Genomic DNA, 16,323 nt, shown 5'->3' on the forward strand with positions numbered 1-16,323 from the left:
TTTAAATTTATTTCACAGTATAAAGAAAAAATATTACTTTTAAATGAATCAAAAACAAAATTTTAACTATGAAAAAAGCATTTTTATTCTTGCTCATGGCATTTCTTATGTCATTCAATCCATTAAAAGCCCAGTCTCAGGGTGGAGATTACGTTATCATCCTGGATAACAGCGGATCAATCACTCCCTATTATGATGATATGGAGAAAAGTGTTCACCGCCTTATTGATGTGATTCTTGGGTGTAATGAAAAAAACAGGGTTTCTGTAGTTCATTATGGAACCGGGCTTCATAACCAGGCCAATCCCACGTACATGCCGAGAATCTACATTGAGTCAGATTTTACAAATGATCAGACAATAGCGCATGGTTTTGTAAGAAGATTGAACGTTGGAGATCACTTTCATGAAGCGCTCGGACTTGTGGGAAATGCAATCGACAATATCCCGAATGCAAGTATCGTAAGCCCGCAGACCACATTGAACAGAGATTATTCACAGCCACTTAAAGTGATTCTTTTTTCGGACGGCATAAGAGGAGCGGGTGATCTTAATGGAGGTTCTTATCTGGTCAATTATTATAGCCCTACTGTGAATACAGCAGCAGCTTTTAGTAATATCAATGATTTTAAAACTAATAGAAAAGCCATTTTTGCAGTTGTACATATGAACTACGATACAGCTTCTACGGAAGCCGGAGCGGCAATTGCAAGTGTAGGAGGTTCTTATATGGGAAATATTGAGGTACAGCCGGGAGATCCTCAGAATAATAATGTTCCGAGAATGTATTATCCTAGAGTTAATTTTGTGTTGGATGATCAGGATATAAAAGAAATAGCTATAAATATCTGTGATTACTCATGGGGTGGCGGTTCCGTTCAGTTCTGGCATGAGTCTAATATGTGTAATCTAAACTCAGTACAATCAGTTTACGGAAGTTATTCTCTTCCTCCAGGTGCTACTTTTGGAGCGTTGAAATTATTCCTGAGAGATATTGCTACGGGTAATGAAGTTCCTGTAGATTATAACCCGGCCTTCACAGGAACAGATTTCTACGAATGGCTTACTACAGCCGCTTTCGTTTCCCCACCAACGTCCGGACAGCATAAATTTGTAATGAAATTATATTATGATGTAGCCGGGGTACAATATGTGGCAGCATCACTCAATCAGTATCCATTCTTCCCGATTGATTTTGACTTGTCTTGTTCAAAAATGGCTCCGTCATCAGTTTCAAAAAGAACTCAAAATACTGAGATCAACAGAAATGCGGATCCAAACCATGTTAAAAATAATCTTGTTACGGTAACGGAAAATAAAAGATTCCAACTGAGTCCGAACCCTACTCTGGGAGCATTCAGGATTGTTTTAAATAAAGGTTTTGAGAGCGGAACTGTTGAGATTACTGATCTTACCGGAAACAAAGTATCTTCCAAATCATTTAAGCAGCAAAAAGAGATCGATATAGATCTGACGCATCAGAAAGAAGGTATTTACCTGGTGAAAGTAATTTCTAACCGAGGCGAAGTATTTATTGAAAAACTGATTAAAAAATAAGTTTAGTTAATTATTTAAAAATCGGCGGAAGCAAAGCTTCCGCCGATTCTATTTATCTATCACTTTAACCATGCCGGATATTCTAATGAATAAAATTGTAACTTTGCGGGCTGTTAAAATGATTTATGGAGAAGAAAAATATACTAAAGGGAGTTTTATTTGTAGGAATTGGGGCAAGTATATATGGTATGTTGGCAACTTTTGTTAAGTTGGCTTATCAGGAAGGCTACACAACCTCAGAGGTTACAACTTCGCAGTTTTTATTGGGATTGGTAGGATTACTGATTTTGAATTTTATTCAGACAATTACTTCAAAGAAAGCTTTGCCGTCACCTAATGCAAAAGAAATCAGAAATTTAATGCTGGCCGGAACATCGATGGGATGTACAAGCTTATTTTATTATATCGCGGTACAGTACATTAATGTTTCTATTGCAATTGTATTGCTGATGCAGTCTGTTTGGTTCAGTGTAGTTGTTGAAAGTATTCTCACAAAAAAATTACCCACTGCGAGAAAGGTTGTATCCGTAATTATAGTTTTAGTGGGTACTGTTTTAGCTACAAACCTTGTTAATACAGAGATTAAACTGGATTTTAAAGGGATTGCCTGGGGCTTACTGGCTGCAGTTTCTTATACCGGAACCATGTTTACATCCAATACGCTGGGTACTCATTTGCCGGTTTTCAGAAAGAGCATTATCATGCTTTCAGGAGGTTCAATTGTCGTTTTTGCGTTCCTGTTTTTTGCGCAGATCGGGCCGCTTCATTTTGAAGGCTTAAAATCAATTTATTTAAATTTTACTGAAAATACAGAGCACATTCATTCTTTCCGGTATTCTATTTTATGGAAGTATGGTTTTGTTTTAGCGTTGTTCGGGACTATAATTCCGCCGATTTTGTTTAATATCGGTTTTCCAAATGCAGGCTTGGGCTTGGGAAGTATTGTTTCCTCTCTGGAGCTTCCGGTTTCTGTGGCAATGGCCTTTATTTTACTAAGTGAAAAAGTTATTTTGATTCAATGGATAGGAATTTTATTGATCCTTTTTGCAATTGTTCTAATGAATTTGCCCTCCAAAAAAGAAAATATAACCGTTGGATTATCATAAATAAATTATAATTAATGAATATAAGCCGTTTCTTTTGAAGCGGTTTTTTTATTTTTATATAAATTTAATTCTAATGAAAAATTTTAAGAATGCAGCGGTCATTTTAATGCTGTCGATTACTTCAAATTTGGCTTTTGCCCAGATCAGGCCCCTGGATGCGGAACTTACGAATTACACTTATCCGTATGAAGTTCATTTTCTTAGTTTAAAGTCTCAGAATAATGACTTGAAAATGGCCTATATGGATGTTCAGCCCAAAGTGTCGAACGGAAAAACCATCATGCTTCTTCATGGGAAAAATTTTAATGGAGCATATTGGGAGAAAACAGCTAAGGATCTTTCAGGGAAGGGTTTCAGGGTTATTATTCCGGATCAGATTGGCTTTGGAAAATCCTCAAAGCCGCAGAGCTATCAGTTTTCTTTTTCTCAGCTGGCTGAAAATACAAAAGCAGTTTTAGATGAATTAAAAATAGATAAAACTATTGTTTTAGGTCATTCAATGGGTGGAATGGTGGCCACCAGGTTTACTTTGCTTTATCCTGAAAAGGTTCAGAAATTAATCCTTGAAAACCCGATTGGACTGGAAGATTATAAAACTTTTGCTTCGTATCAAACCATTGATCAGGCCTATCAGTCGGAATTAAAAAATACTGCCGAAACATATAAAAATTATCAGCTGAAATTTTACTATGATAATAAATGGAAAGCAGAATATCAGCCGTGGCTGGATTTAATTGCAGGCTGGACTTTACATCCCGATTACCCAAAAGTAGCCTGGGATGCGGCTTTAACCTCAGATATGATTTACAATCAGCCGGTTTGTTATGAGTTTAAAAATATTAAAGTTCCAACATTACTAATTATTGGAACAAGAGACAGGACGGCAATTGGAAAAGACAGGGCTCCAAAAGAATTACAGCCAAAGATGGGACAGTACCAGGAATTAGGAAAAAGAACGCAGCAGCAGATTCCCGGTTCAAAATTAGTGGAGATTGATAATGTAGGCCATCTTCCTCATATTGAAGTTTATGATAAATTCTGGAATGCTTTATATGATTTTATAAAATAAAAAATGAATACTGAATTGTCAATTCTAAGGAGTCAATAATTCACAATTCACAATTCACTTACGAAGTAACATTCAACATTCACTCTTATACTTCATCAAAATAAAAAGAGACCGCTAAAATTAGCAGTCTCTTTTTGTATTTATTGTTGTCTGAATTATTTCTTCTTGTAAGCAGCGTCTTTAATTCTTGCTTTCTTACCTCTAAGGTCTCTGAAGTAGTAGATTCTTGATCTTCTAACTTTACCTCTTCTGTCAACTTCAATCTTTTGTAAAGCTGGCATATTGATAGGGAATACTCTCTCAACACCTACATCACCAGACATTTTTCTGATGGTGAAAGTTTTTGTAGAACCAGTACCTCTTAATTGGATTACTGTTCCTTTGAAGAACTGAGTTCTTGTTTTTTGTCCTTCTTTAATTTCGTAATACACAGTAATTGTATCACCTGCTTTGAATTCAGGGAATTCTTTTTTCGCAATGTACTTGTCTTGTACGTACTTTAATAAATCCATTATTAATAAAATAAAATGTTAAAGCTAAGCAACTTACACGTTTTTCGTCAGAGGTTGAATAACAGGTTGCAAATGTACAAAACATTTTTGAAATATTCCAAACAAATTCATATTAAATCTACTGATTTTTTATTCTGATTTCTCCCTGAAAAATTAACACATCTTTTAAATTACCATCAAACAGAGTTTATATGGGAATTCTACTTTTGCACGATAGAAAAACAGCAGTTTCTTTTAAATATTACACACAAATTTAATTCATATACACTTTAAAACTGAACTACAATGAAGCATTATTTCTTCTTTTTTTGTTTCGCTGTCCAGATGGCTTTTGGCCAGGCTCTGTATCCTTATTTGCAGAATCCTACGCCCAATTCCATGATCGTGAACTGGAAAACATCTTCCAATAACGAAACCACAGTGATTTACGGAACTTCACCCACCAACTTGGGTGTTACTGTAACGGGAACTACAAACATCTTCTCGGATACGGGCTACAATAATAATTATTATTACCACACGGCAAAAATCACCAACCTTCAGCCAAACACAAAATATTATTATAAAATCAAAACCGGAACCAATGAATCTGCTGTCTATAACTTCAGGACATTGCCGGCTCCGGGACAGCCTGTCACTGCTGACGGAAAAATCCGTTTCCTGATCATGGGAGACAACCAGATCAAAGCGGAACCGAGATATGATACCTTAACTTTAAATGCTTTCAAAAAGCTGAAAGAAAAATTCGGGCCGGATTCTGATCCATCTGATAATGTTGCATTAACGTTTATGGTTGGCGATCAGGTAGATGTGGGAACGTTGGACCATTACGAAAACGTTCATTTTAAAAAGAATATCAAGCTTTCGCCTTATCTTCCGATTCAGACTACGGTAGGAAACCACGAAACTTATGGAACATTAGGAATGAACTCATATTATGCTCACTTTTATATTGATGAAATTAAATACAAGAACATCTCTTCCGGGAATGAAAATTATTATGCTCAGCAGGCCGGAAATGTTTTATTTATCAGTTTAAGTTCAGAACATACGGGTGCCGCACAGATGACATGGCTTCAGCAGATTTTAAATGAAGCAAATAACGATTCCACAGTAGATTGGATCATTTCTTTAAGTCACAGACCTTATCAGGCAGAGCAGTATGTGGGAGATATTTCCACTTGGGTGAGAAACAATGCCGTACCGCTTTTGACGACATCAAATAAATATTTAATGCATGTTGGAGCGCACCATCATCTCTATCATAGAGGACAGTTGAAAGAAACCCCGAATTACCAGATCATCTCCGGCGGAACGGCATGGGATCAGTATTGGGGAATGTCTACGGAACAGGATTTTGATGATGTTCAAAAAACATTGACAGACTGGACGTATCAGATTGTGGAAGTGGATGTACCGACGGGAAAAGTTGATATCGAATCATACTCAATTGGGGGAGTTTATCATAAAAAATATAATGAGCTGGTTGACTCTTTCCATAGGTATAAAAATAAGCCAAAGCCGGCAAAGCCATCTATTTCAAATACGTTTACGGCCCCGGTTACTTTACCTTTAACATTAAATGGAAGCGCTTTTTCTACAACAAGCGGGGAGTTGCTTAATACGACTCAGTTTGTGATCAGTAAAGCTGCTGATTTTTCAGTTATCGAAAAAGAATTTTACAGAGACTACGAAAATTGGTACGGGAAAGATGGAAACGGAACTCCGGATATCACCAAAAACCAGAATGCAAATCTAGATATTACAAAAGCTACCATAGCTGCAAACTCAATTACAAACGGAATTTATTATGTAAAAGTACGTTACAGAGACAGAAATATGGAGTGGAGCGAATGGAGTGATTCAAAACAATTTGAAATTACCGGTAGTGTGGTTTCCAATCCTACGTTTATTTTAAATAAAACTGAATACACACAAAACGAGCCTATTACAGCAACGTTCACAGATGGTCCGGGAAATAATCAGGACTGGGTGGGTATTTATAAAAAAGGACAGAATCCTGCCACTGTAACTTCACAGGCTTTCGTTTATACAAACGGCCAGACAGCCGGAACCGCCAGTTTCCCAAGTGGTATTGCTAATAAAGGACAGTATTTTGCAGGGTTTTTTGCCAATAACGGCTACACAGAAATTACCCCGAGAAAAAATTTCTATGTAGGGCCAAAAGTTGTATTGAGCACTACCGCAGACACATATCCTGTAGGAGGAACAGTAACCGTGAATTTTACAAACGGACCGAATTTAACGAAAGACTGGATCGGGATTTACAAAATGGGGCACACTCCGGGGCCAAATCCTTCTACCCAGTGGAGCTATGTGACGATACCTGCAGGAACTCTTAATTTCACAGGTCTTGCAAAAGGATACTATTATGCACAATACTTCCTTGAAGATGGATATACAGCAATTGGCGAAAAAGTTTTCTTTAAAGTCGGAGATATTGTTACAGAACTTTGGACCAATAAACCGGTTTATACTTTAGGTGAAAATATTACGGCTTCGTGGACGGATTCCCCTGGAATTATCAAAGACTGGCTGGGAATTTACCCTCAGAGTGTTTCTGTACCGGATGATAATTTTGTTTCTTATACTTATTTTGATGGAATAACGCAGGGTACAAAAACCATCAGCGGAACGGCATTGCCGGCAACTCCGGGGAATTATTATATGGTGATGTTCACCAATGATTCTTATACGGAAGTTTCAAACAGGGTGCAGTTCCAGGTTTCAGGGCCTACATTGGGTACGGAAGAGACAAAAACTACTGAAAAGAATGTAATTTTATATCCAAACCCTTCAAAGCCGGGAGAGCCTACCTTCATCAAAAGTGATTATCCTATTGAAAAAATAGAGCTGCTTTCTGCCAACGGAGATCTTTTGTATCAATCTAAAAATATCAATAACCAGCGTTTCTCACTGGTGAATGAAAACATTCCGAAAGGTGTATATTTTGTGAAAGTTCACACAAGAAAATTATTTACTTTAAAGTTAATTATCAACTAAATTTTAAAGTTTATAGAAAAGAAAAAGCGGGAAAATTTCCCGCTTTTTGTATTTAGACATTATCTGTAGATTTTAGTGCCCAAGCAATGAGAGGAGCCTGCATAAACAGCCTTCCGAATCGTAATTTATCATTGTTTAAGCCAAATCCGTCCTTCCTGTTTTTGTATTGGGCAATATTTCCGGGGAGAACGGCAGCAAAGAATCCGGCCACTATTTTACCAATTGTTTTTCTATGTTTTTCAGGGGTGATAATGGTTGCTGTTCCCAGAAGGATTTCTGCAATTCCTGAATATACTACCGTATCATCTTTCTTCAGAGGTACCCAATCCGGAACCTGCGCCTGAAATTCTTTTCTTGCAAAAGTGAGGTGGCTTATTCCTGCCGTAATAAGAAATGCTCCGAGAGCAATTCTTGAAATGTCTTTCGTTTCCATATTAATAAATTTTGTGGTGGTTTTAATTATTTTAAACCAAAATCAGACCATAAAAAATAGTAATACTTTCCAAAATAACGGATTAAAATTTTCTGTTTTAAAATTTACCTGTAAAGACTAACTTTTTTCTTCAGGAACTTATCAAAACCAAAAGTCTTATAGCCGTATAAAGCAAATAAACCAAGCAGCATGATATATAAAACCTGCGGTAAATAAAAGAAATAGGTAAGCCATGTATAATTTTCCATAGGCCTTGTTTTTGTATCAATGCCAACCATTTCAGTCGGGATAGAATGAATATCTTTTGTAACTAAAGCAACAAGCATGATTACAATTAAAGCCGCGGAGCTGAACCTTGTAAAAAGCCCGATCAGAAGGAAGAATCCCCATATCATTTCATTGGCAGCAACAAAATTTGCCATAAACTGCGGATTTGAGAAGCCAAGGCTGGTAATAGTTTTCAGCATATAGCCTTGAAAAACAGGGTGGAAGAGTTTGTTGAAGCCGGTAATAAAGAAGAATAATCCAATGCTTAGCCTGCAGATGACATAGAAAATGTCCCCGATTTTGTTAAAATTTTCTTGTTTCATTTGTATAATAATTATGAGGGTTAATTATTTTTTTTATGCTGTCAATTTCTGAGGCGAAACATTTAACATAATATATTGTAAAAGTATGAAATTTGTTTTAGAAAGACAAAAATCAGAAACATCGGATATATGAGAAAAATTATTAATTTTAAGCCAACAGAAAATCTAATATTTCATGATAGATAAAAGAGTAAAAAACGCAAAGGAAGCCATTGAAGGAATTAAAGACGGAATGACGTTGATGCTGGGAGGGTTTGGTCTTTGCGGTATCCCTGAAAATTCAATTAATGCTTTGGTAGAGAGTGATGTAAAAGATCTTACCTGTATTTCAAACAACGCTGGTGTGGATGATTTCGGTCTTGGACTGCTTCTTCACAAGAGACAGATTAAGAAGATGATTTCGTCTTATGTGGGAGAAAATGCAGAATTCGAAAGACAGATGCTTTCCGGCGAGTTGGAAGTGGAACTTACTCCACAGGGAACTTTGGCGGAAAAATGCAGAGCTGCACAGGCGGGAATTCCTGCTTTTTACACTCCTGCAGGATATGGAACGGAAATAGCGGAAGGTAAGGAAGTAAAGGATTTCAAAGGCAAACCACACATTCTGGAGCACGCTTACGAAGCAGATTTTTCCATTGTAAAAGCCTGGAAGGGTGATCATGCTGGAAACCTTATTTTTAAAGGATCGGCAAGAAATTTTAATCATCCTATGGCCGGAGCAGGAAAAATTACAATTGCAGAAGTTGAGGAGCTGGTAGAACCGGGAGAGCTAGACCCGAACCAGGTTCATATTCCGGGAATTATGATCCAGAGGATTTTCCAGGGCGAAAAATTTGAAAAAAGAATCGAGCAGAGAACTGTGAGAAAAAGAGATTAATTTCTATTAAAATAATTAAAATAATACCCCGAAGTAACATTCGGGGTATTTTATTAACTGTCATTCTGACGAAGAAAAAATCTCAGAAAATAGTAATTTAAATTAAGCTTCTACCGTAAGTTTACGCTCCCCAATCTGCTGTCTCCACATCGCATAATACAAGCCTTTTTCTTCAATAAGATGAAGATGAGAACCTGTTTCTACAATTTGTCCGCGCTCAAGAACATAGATCCTGTCGGCATGCATAATTGTACTCAATCGGTGGGCGATAAGAACCGTAATCTGTTCCTTTTCCTTCGAAATTTCCTTAATGGTCGTTGTAATTTCTTCTTCGGTGATGCTGTCTAGTGCAGAAGTGGCCTCATCAAATATCAATAAATGAGGTTTTCTCAATAATGCTCTGGCAATGGCGATTCTCTGCTTTTCACCGCCGCTTAATTTTAATCCGCCTTCACCGATTATGGTTTCAATTCCGTTTTCTGCGCGCTCCAGAAGTGCCGTACAGCTGGATTTTTTTAAAGCTGACTGTAAATCTTCTTCCGTAGCCGAAGGATTTACGAATAAAAGATTTTCCTTAATTGTTCCTGAAAAAAGCTGGGTATCCTGCGTTACAAAACCGATCTGATTTCTCAGTTCATCAAAATCAAATTCTTTTCCATTAATTTTATTATAAAAAATATCTCCCTCCAGTGGTCTGTAAAGGCCCACAAGCAATTTCACCAAGGTACTTTTTCCGGAACCGCTCGGCCCCACAAAAGCAATGGTTTCACCGTTTTTTACATTAAATGAAATAGAATTAAGCGCTTTATAATGAGCGGACTGATGCTGAAAGGAAACGTTCTGGAATTCCAGGTCTTCGATAGCTCCGATTGTTTTTGGATGGGCTGGTTTGGCTTCCACTTCTTTTTTCATTACACGGTCAAAATTATTCAGTGATGCCTGTGCTTCACGATAAGAAATAATAATATTTCCGATTTCCTGCATAGGCCCGAAAATAAAGAAACCGTAAAACATTAATGATAAGTATTGCCCCGGTGTTACGATATTTTTAAAAATTAATAACAATAACGTAAACGTAATAACCTGCTGTAGAAAATTAACCAAAGTTCCCTGCACAAAGCTCAGCGAACGGATGCTTTTCACCTTTCTCAATTCAAGATTCAGGATTTTGTAGGTGTTGTTGTTCAGACGTTCAACTTCCTGGTTGGTAAGGCCTAAACTTTTTACAATTTCAATGTTTCTAAGGCTTTCAGTAGTGCTTCCCGCAAGATTGGTAGTTTCTTTAACGATGTTTTTCTGAATATTTTTGATCCGCTTGCTCAATAAATTTGTGATAACGGCAATGAAAATGATTCCCAGTACATATACCGGCATAATAGACCAATGCAGACGAATCGCATACACCGAAACGAAAATAATGCTTACCAAAATCCCGAAAAAAACATTAATAAAATTGTTAATAAACTTCACGGTATCTTCCCGCACTTTGGTTAAGATAGAAAGCGTTTCACCGCTACGCTGGTCCTCAAATTCCTGATAAGGCAGCCTCATGGAATGTTTAAGACCGTCTGTAAAAATTTTTGCCCCAAATTTTTGGTTAATCACGTTCACCACATAGTCCTGAAAGGCTTTTGCAATACGGCTTATCATCGCAGTTCCTATCAGCAGCCCAAGAAAATAGAATACACCATGATAAATATCCGTTCCGTAAAGATAGTCGTTCAGGTTTCGGGGAAGTGTTTTTTCCTTATCAAAAAAATTGGGATGGGTTACCAGCTGATCCAGAATATTCCCGGTAATTGCAGGGGCAAATAGCGAAAAAACCTGATTTACAGCAGCTAATAATAGCGAGATGAAGATCAGCCATTTATATGGTTTTAAATATTGTAAGAGAATTTTCATAGTAAAATCAAAAGTTCACAAATTTACAACAATTTAAGGCTCAAAATTTATCATAGGATAAGAAAGAAAGTATTTTCGTAATTCTGAAAAAATGGCTAATTTGGCGGGATAAGATTATGCTATGCTAACTAAAGAACAAATTGCACAAAGAATTTCCAGAGAAGTAAAAGACGGATATTATGTAAATTTAGGAATCGGAATTCCCACATTGGTCGCTAACTATGTTCCGGACAACCTTTCAGTAGAATTTCAGAGTGAAAACGGAGTATTGGGAATGGGCCCTTTTCCTTTTGAAGGGGAAGAAGATGCGGACATCATCAATGCCGGAAAACAGACGATTACTATTTTAAACGGAGGTTCATTTTTCGATTCGGCTTTCAGTTTCGGAATGATCAGAAGCCAGAAAGTAGATCTTACCATTCTTGGAGCGATGGAAGTTTCGGAAAACGGAGATATTGCCAACTGGAAAATTCCGGGAAAGATGGTAAAAGGTATGGGTGGAGCAATGGATCTGGTAGCTTCCGCAGAAAATATTATTGTTGCGATGATGCACGTTAATAAAGCCGGAGAAAGCAAAATCCTTAAAAAATGTACACTTCCTCTTACGGGAGTTAACTGTGTAAAAAGAGTCGTAACCGAATTGGCTGTTCTGGATGTAACACCGGCCGGATTCAGGCTAATAGAAAGAGCTCCGGGAGTTTCGGTGGAAGATATAATAAAAGCAACAGAAGCTGATTTGATCATTGACGGAGAAGTTCCTGAAATGCAGTTCTAATAAAATAAAAACCTTGTCACCGACAAGGTTTTTTATTGAAAATATTGTATCGTAATTAAATTCAAATAAGGATACAATTATGATTGCTAAAAAATAGATGCTTCGACTCCGCTCAGCATGACACCGCTACAAATTGGCTGTTAATAAAGCAGCTAGTATTAGAAATATCATGCAGAGGTTCTCGAAGTATTTTTATTCAATTTAACAATTACTTTCCGTCCTGTGCTCCGAAAACCTTCTGCAAAATACTAGTAGTTCTCATTGCGGGAGTATTTCTGATACCGCTTTCCTTTTGAGCCACCATTTTGAACACACCGTTAATGGTTTCGTTTGTAACATATTCGTTAAGATCTGTTGTTACAGACTGTCCGGTGAAGGTATTATATTTTGAAATCAGACCTGCCCAGACTTTATCTGCGCCCACCTTTCCAAGCGAGGCTTTTACTTTCGGCTGAAAAGCTGTGAACAGCTGGCTTTGGGTTTTCGATTGAAGGTAGTTGGTTGCTGCATTATCCGTTCCCAATAAGATATTTTTTGCATCGGTGATCGTCATGGATGTAATGGCTTTTGTAAAGATAGGAGCCGCTTCTACAACGGCATCTTCTGCAGCTCTGTTCAGCAGTTTTACCCCCTGATCTGCCAGGCTTTCCATACCGATGGAACGTAAAGTAGTATCAATTTTTCTTAATTTTTCCGGCATTAAAATTTTTACCGCTTCATTTTTTAAGAAACCGTCGGTTACCCCAAGTTTTTTAACCCCTTCGGTTACTCCCATGCTTAAAGCTTCTTTTAAACCTGAGGAAATCTGTGTGGAAGTAAGGCTTCCCAGATTTACAGGTGATGAAGTTGTAGGAGCTGTCGTAGTAGGGGTGGTTGATGTTCCGCTTTTTACAGGAGCATTAAGGTCAACACCTGTTTTATCTTTTACTACGGATTTAATGGCATCAAGGATTTGAGCTTGTGTCGAAATAGAAAACAGCAGAATTGCAGCTGTTATAAAGTTCTTTCTCATTTGTCTATTTTTTGCAAATTTAGATGTTTTATTTTTTAATAAGTTAAAAAGGTAGGGTAAGTTTTCAGAAAATAATTATATTAGCTAAAACCTTAATCAAATCCAATGGTACGCGCTATTTTTGTATTTTTTATCTTAATTTCAAATGTATTTTTTTCTCAAGAAAAACTGAATTTAATTCCTTATCCCCAAAAAGTTATTATAAAAGAAGGATTTTTTACTATTCCTGAAATAATTATGTTAAATAGTAATCTCCCAAAAGATGAAACAGGATATTTTAAAAAACAATTAAGTTCAAGCGTAAAATTTCAGGATTCTAAAGGTTCAGGTGCTCATTTGGTGTATTCTCAGCTTCCAAAATCAAACAATGCAGGTTCGAATGAGTTTTATTCTCTTGAAATTTCTCCGAAGCAGATTCAAATAAAATCTTATACTAAGCAGGGATATTTTTTAGCGCTTCAGACATTGATCCAATTAATAGAAACTTATAAAAAAGATAAAAAAATTCCGGTCTTAACAATAGAAGACCAGCCTAAATTTTCATGGCGGGGAATGCACCTTGATGTCTGCCGCCATTTCTTCACTGTAGAAGAAGTAAAGCAGTATATTGACTATCTGGCTATGTATAAGCTAAATACTTTTCATTGGCATTTGACAGATGATCAGGGATGGAGAATTGAGATAAAAAAATATCCAAAATTAACGCAAATTGGTTCAAAACGTAAAGAATCAATGATTGGGGCCTATGTAGATAATACTTTTGACGGAAAACCTTACGGTCCTTATTTTTATACGCAGGAGCAGATTAAAGATGTTGTAAAATATGCACAGGAAAGGCATATTACGGTGGTTCCGGAAATAGAAATGCCGGGTCACGCGCTGGCCGCATTATCAGCATATCCTGAATTGGCCTGTACAAAAGGACCTTTTGAACCGGCTACAAAATGGGGCGTTTTTGATGACGTTTTCTGTCCGAAAGATGAAACTTTTAAATTTTTAGAAAATGTTTTGGATGAGGTTATTTCACTTTTTCCATCACAGTATATTCACATCGGTGGTGATGAATGCCCGAAAACAAGATGGAAGGAATGTGCTCACTGTCAGGCTTTAATCAAGAAAAATAATTTAAAGGACGAACACGGGCTGCAAAGTTATTTTATCCAAAGAATTGAAAAATATGTAAACGGAAAAGGTCGAAAAATTATAGGCTGGGACGAAATTCTGGAAGGCGGACTGGCTCCTAATGCAGCCGTAATGAGCTGGACGGGCATCAAAGGTGGGGTAGAAGCCGCCAAAACCGGCCACTTCGCAGTTATGACACCGGGTTCTTATTGCTATTTCGATCACTATCAGGGAGATCCGTCTACCGAGCCCAATGCTTTCGGAGGATTTACACCATTGGATAAAGTATATTCCTACAACCCGATCCCTGAAGAATTAAATGCTGAACAGGCAAAATACATACTGGGTGTTCAGGCGAATTTATGGACTGAATATATTCTGGATTTTAAGCAGGTTCAATATATGATTTTCCCAAGATTGATGGCCCTTTCCGAAGTGGGATGGGGAACATCTGATCCCAAGAATTATAAAGAATTTGAAGGCCGTGTGATCAATCATTTTAAAATTTTAGATAAAATGAATGTGAATTATGCCAAAAGTATCTATAATGTAACGGGAAAAGTAATAGCGGCTGATAATGGGGTAGCTTATGAGCTTTCAACCTCTCAAAATCCTGACGGAATTCGTTATACACTTGACGGAAGTGAGCCTGCAGCTGGTTCTCAGACCTATAAAAATGCCATTCCTGTATCAAAATCCGCAACAATAAAATCTGCATATTTTGAAAATGGACAATTGAAAAGTGCAGTTTCTTCACAGGATTTCACGGTTTCAAAAACCACGGGAAAAAAAATAATGCTTGAACAGCAGCCGAGCGAAAATTATTCTTTTGGAGGTTCTTTTACTTTAATTGACGGAATCATCGGAAATCAAAGACAATTAGGAAAAACATGGCTTGGCTTTAGTGGAAAAGATGTGGTGGCGACTATTGATTTCGGACAGAAAACAGCTTTCAAGGAAGTATATTTTAATACGTTGGATAATAAAGGAAGCTGGATTCACATGGCAAAATCAGCACAGATTTTTGTTTCTGATGATGGAACTAATTTTAAATTAATCAAGGAAATCGGAAAAGATGAAATCCTTAAAGCTAATGGAAAAATCAGGCTGAATGTAGGAAATCAAAATTCTAAATATTTAAAAATTAAAATAGAGAACGCAGGAATTATCCCGGCAGGAAATCCGGGTGCAGACTCAAAAGCATGGCTTTTCGTCGACGAAATCGGAGCCAATTAAGTCCCAAACCCTGCAATCTAATACCTTAAAAACTATGAACTCACGTAGAAAATTTCTAAAAAATACAGCATTGGCATCTTCCGCATTACTGTTGAATCCATTGGATTTAATGGCTAAAGATCTGCCGGAAAATGGAAGTAAAATAATCAATAAACCTATTGTTCTTTCCACCTGGAATTTTGGCTTAAAAGCTAATGAAGAAGCATGGACAGTTTTAGGAAAAGGGGGACGGGCCCTTGATGCGGTGGAAAAAGGAGTTCGTTTGGTGGAGGATGATCCCAATGAAAGAAGTGTAGGTTATGGCGGACGTCCGGACAGAGACGGAAGGGTGACACTGGATGCCTGTATTATGGATGAAAACTACAACATCGGATCCGTTGCCTGTCTCGAAAATATCAAAAATCCTATTTCTGTAGCAAGAGCAGTAATGGAAAAAACGCCGCACGTAATGCTTGTGGGAGACGGAGCGTTACAGTTTGCGGTTTCTCAGGGGTTTAAAAAACAAAACCTTCTCACTCCTGATTCCGAAAAGGAATGGAAAGAATGGCTAAAGGAAAGCAAGTATAAGCCTATCGTAAACATTGAAAATCACGATACAATAGGTATGATTGCCCTGGATGCGAACGGAAATCTTTCGGGAGCATGTACTACGAGCGGAATGGCTTTCAAAATGCATGGAAGAGTTGGTGATTCACCGATCATTGGGGCAGGCTTATTTGTTGATAATGAGGTAGGCGCAGCTACGGCAACCGGTCATGGAGAAGAAGTGATAAGAATGGTGGGAACGCATTTAGTGGTTGAATTAATGAGACAGGGAAGAAATCCTCAACAGGCTTGTAAAGAGGCGGTTGAACGGATTGTACAGATTACAAAAAGAAGAAACAAAAACTTGAAAGATATTCAGGTTGGTTTTATAGCGATCAATAAAAAAGGAGAATATGGTTCTTATTGTATTCAGGACGGATTTAATTTTGCGGTGTATGACCAGAAAGGAAATCGCCTGGAAAAACCGGGTTTTGCTTTGAAATAAGTATAAAAATTAGAAATTAGAAATTAGAAATTAGAAATTAGAAATTAGAAATTAGAAATTAGAAATTAATTTTGCTAAA

At 37.2% G+C, this 16,323-nt stretch carries 13 protein-coding genes; 8 read left to right on the forward strand and 5 right to left on the reverse strand.

The features are described 5' to 3' along the window. The first annotated feature begins 68 nt into the window (after positions 1 to 68). From H560_RS0101030 to H560_RS0101040, 3 genes are all read left to right on the forward strand, one after another. Positions 69 to 1,556, forward strand: a complete 1,488-nt coding sequence (locus H560_RS0101030; protein WP_027378313.1) for a T9SS type A sorting domain-containing protein — start codon at positions 69 to 71, stop codon at positions 1,554 to 1,556. Positions 1,557 to 1,681: 125 nt separating this feature from the next. Further along, positions 1,682 to 2,662, forward strand: a complete 981-nt coding sequence (locus tag H560_RS0101035; protein WP_027378314.1) for an EamA family transporter — start codon at positions 1,682 to 1,684, stop codon at positions 2,660 to 2,662. 73 nt (positions 2,663 to 2,735) lie between these two features. Beyond that, a complete protein-coding gene (locus H560_RS0101040; protein ID WP_027378315.1) occupies positions 2,736 to 3,731 on the forward strand; it encodes an alpha/beta fold hydrolase in 996 nt (331 codons plus the stop codon). A 155-nt stretch (positions 3,732 to 3,886) separates the two neighbouring features. Here the strand turns inward: H560_RS0101040 and rplS are convergent, their stop codons facing one another. Next, positions 3,887 to 4,243 carry a 50S ribosomal protein L19 gene (gene rplS / locus H560_RS0101045; protein ID WP_027378316.1) on the reverse strand — a complete coding sequence of 119 codons (357 nt, stop codon included), beginning with the start codon at positions 4,241 to 4,243 and terminating at the stop codon, positions 3,887 to 3,889. A 285-nt stretch (positions 4,244 to 4,528) separates the two neighbouring features. Between rplS and H560_RS0101050 the strand changes: the two genes are divergently transcribed. Then, entirely contained in the window at positions 4,529 to 7,267 is a 2,739-nt protein-coding gene (locus H560_RS0101050; protein WP_027378317.1) for a fibronectin type III domain-containing protein, read from the forward strand. A gap of 52 nt (positions 7,268 to 7,319) precedes the next feature. On the opposite strand, the gene H560_RS0101055 is transcribed toward H560_RS0101050, so the two are convergent. Together H560_RS0101055 and H560_RS0101060 are read right to left on the reverse strand one after the other, a co-directional pair. After that, on the reverse strand, positions 7,320 to 7,700 hold the full coding sequence (locus H560_RS0101055; protein WP_034752029.1) for a DoxX family protein: 381 nt from the start codon (positions 7,698 to 7,700) through the stop codon (positions 7,320 to 7,322). Between the two features lie 104 nt (positions 7,701 to 7,804). Next, complete coding sequence (locus H560_RS0101060; RefSeq protein ID WP_027378319.1) at positions 7,805 to 8,290, reverse strand: DoxX family protein; 486 nt, start codon at positions 8,288 to 8,290, stop codon at positions 7,805 to 7,807. A gap of 175 nt (positions 8,291 to 8,465) precedes the next feature. Between H560_RS0101060 and H560_RS0101065 the strand changes: the two genes are divergently transcribed. Beyond that, positions 8,466 to 9,167, forward strand: coding sequence for a CoA transferase subunit A (locus H560_RS0101065; protein WP_027378320.1), 702 nt, complete (start codon positions 8,466 to 8,468; stop codon positions 9,165 to 9,167). A gap of 102 nt (positions 9,168 to 9,269) precedes the next feature. Here H560_RS0101065 and H560_RS0101070 read toward each other — a convergent pair whose 3' ends face one another. Continuing rightward, a complete protein-coding gene (locus tag H560_RS0101070) occupies positions 9,270 to 11,069 on the reverse strand; it encodes an ABC transporter ATP-binding protein (protein ID WP_027378321.1) in 1,800 nt (599 codons plus the stop codon). A gap of 121 nt (positions 11,070 to 11,190) precedes the next feature. Between H560_RS0101070 and H560_RS0101075 the strand changes: the two genes are divergently transcribed. Next, entirely contained in the window at positions 11,191 to 11,844 is a 654-nt protein-coding gene (locus tag H560_RS0101075) for a CoA transferase subunit B (protein ID WP_027378322.1), read from the forward strand. A 208-nt stretch (positions 11,845 to 12,052) separates the two neighbouring features. Here H560_RS0101075 and H560_RS0101080 read toward each other — a convergent pair whose 3' ends face one another. Continuing rightward, complete coding sequence (locus H560_RS0101080) at positions 12,053 to 12,856, reverse strand: DUF4197 domain-containing protein (protein ID WP_027378323.1); 804 nt, start codon at positions 12,854 to 12,856, stop codon at positions 12,053 to 12,055. A gap of 105 nt (positions 12,857 to 12,961) precedes the next feature. Here H560_RS0101080 and H560_RS0101085 point away from each other — a divergent pair, with 105 nt between their 5' ends. Beyond that, the gene (locus H560_RS0101085; RefSeq protein WP_027378324.1) at positions 12,962 to 15,214 is read left to right on the forward strand and encodes a family 20 glycosylhydrolase; all 2,253 of its coding nucleotides are present in this window, start codon (positions 12,962 to 12,964) and stop codon (positions 15,212 to 15,214) included. A 34-nt stretch (positions 15,215 to 15,248) separates the two neighbouring features. After that, positions 15,249 to 16,244, forward strand: a complete 996-nt coding sequence (locus tag H560_RS0101090) for an isoaspartyl peptidase/L-asparaginase family protein (protein WP_027378325.1) — start codon at positions 15,249 to 15,251, stop codon at positions 16,242 to 16,244. Positions 16,245 to 16,323 lie beyond the last annotated feature (79 nt).

This window comes from Chryseobacterium daeguense DSM 19388, from assembly GCF_000430825.1.
In the GTDB taxonomy this organism is placed as follows: Bacteria; Bacteroidota; Bacteroidia; order Flavobacteriales; family Weeksellaceae; genus Chryseobacterium; species Chryseobacterium daeguense.

Coding starts and splice junctions, on each gene's coding strand:
- H560_RS0101040 (WP_027378315.1), top strand. CDS start 2,736: ATGAAAAATTTTAAGAATGCAGCGGTCATTTTAATGCTGTCGATTACT.
- H560_RS0101070 (WP_027378321.1), bottom strand. CDS start 11,069: ATGAAAATTCTCTTACAATATTTAAAACCATATAAATGGCTGATCTTC.
- H560_RS0101075 (WP_027378322.1), top strand. CDS start 11,191: ATGCTAACTAAAGAACAAATTGCACAAAGAATTTCCAGAGAAGTAAAA.
- H560_RS0101050 (WP_027378317.1), top strand. CDS start 4,529: ATGAAGCATTATTTCTTCTTTTTTTGTTTCGCTGTCCAGATGGCTTTT.
- H560_RS0101085 (WP_027378324.1), top strand. CDS start 12,962: ATGGTACGCGCTATTTTTGTATTTTTTATCTTAATTTCAAATGTATTT.
- H560_RS0101030 (WP_027378313.1), top strand. CDS start 69: ATGAAAAAAGCATTTTTATTCTTGCTCATGGCATTTCTTATGTCATTC.
- H560_RS0101080 (WP_027378323.1), bottom strand. CDS start 12,856: ATGAGAAAGAACTTTATAACAGCTGCAATTCTGCTGTTTTCTATTTCG.
- H560_RS0101090 (WP_027378325.1), top strand. CDS start 15,249: ATGAACTCACGTAGAAAATTTCTAAAAAATACAGCATTGGCATCTTCC.
- H560_RS0101060 (WP_027378319.1), bottom strand. CDS start 8,290: ATGAAACAAGAAAATTTTAACAAAATCGGGGACATTTTCTATGTCATC.
- H560_RS0101035 (WP_027378314.1), top strand. CDS start 1,682: ATGGAGAAGAAAAATATACTAAAGGGAGTTTTATTTGTAGGAATTGGG.
- H560_RS0101065 (WP_027378320.1), top strand. CDS start 8,466: ATGATAGATAAAAGAGTAAAAAACGCAAAGGAAGCCATTGAAGGAATT.
- H560_RS0101055 (WP_034752029.1), bottom strand. CDS start 7,700: ATGGAAACGAAAGACATTTCAAGAATTGCTCTCGGAGCATTTCTTATT.
- rplS (WP_027378316.1), bottom strand. CDS start 4,243: ATGGATTTATTAAAGTACGTACAAGACAAGTACATTGCGAAAAAAGAA.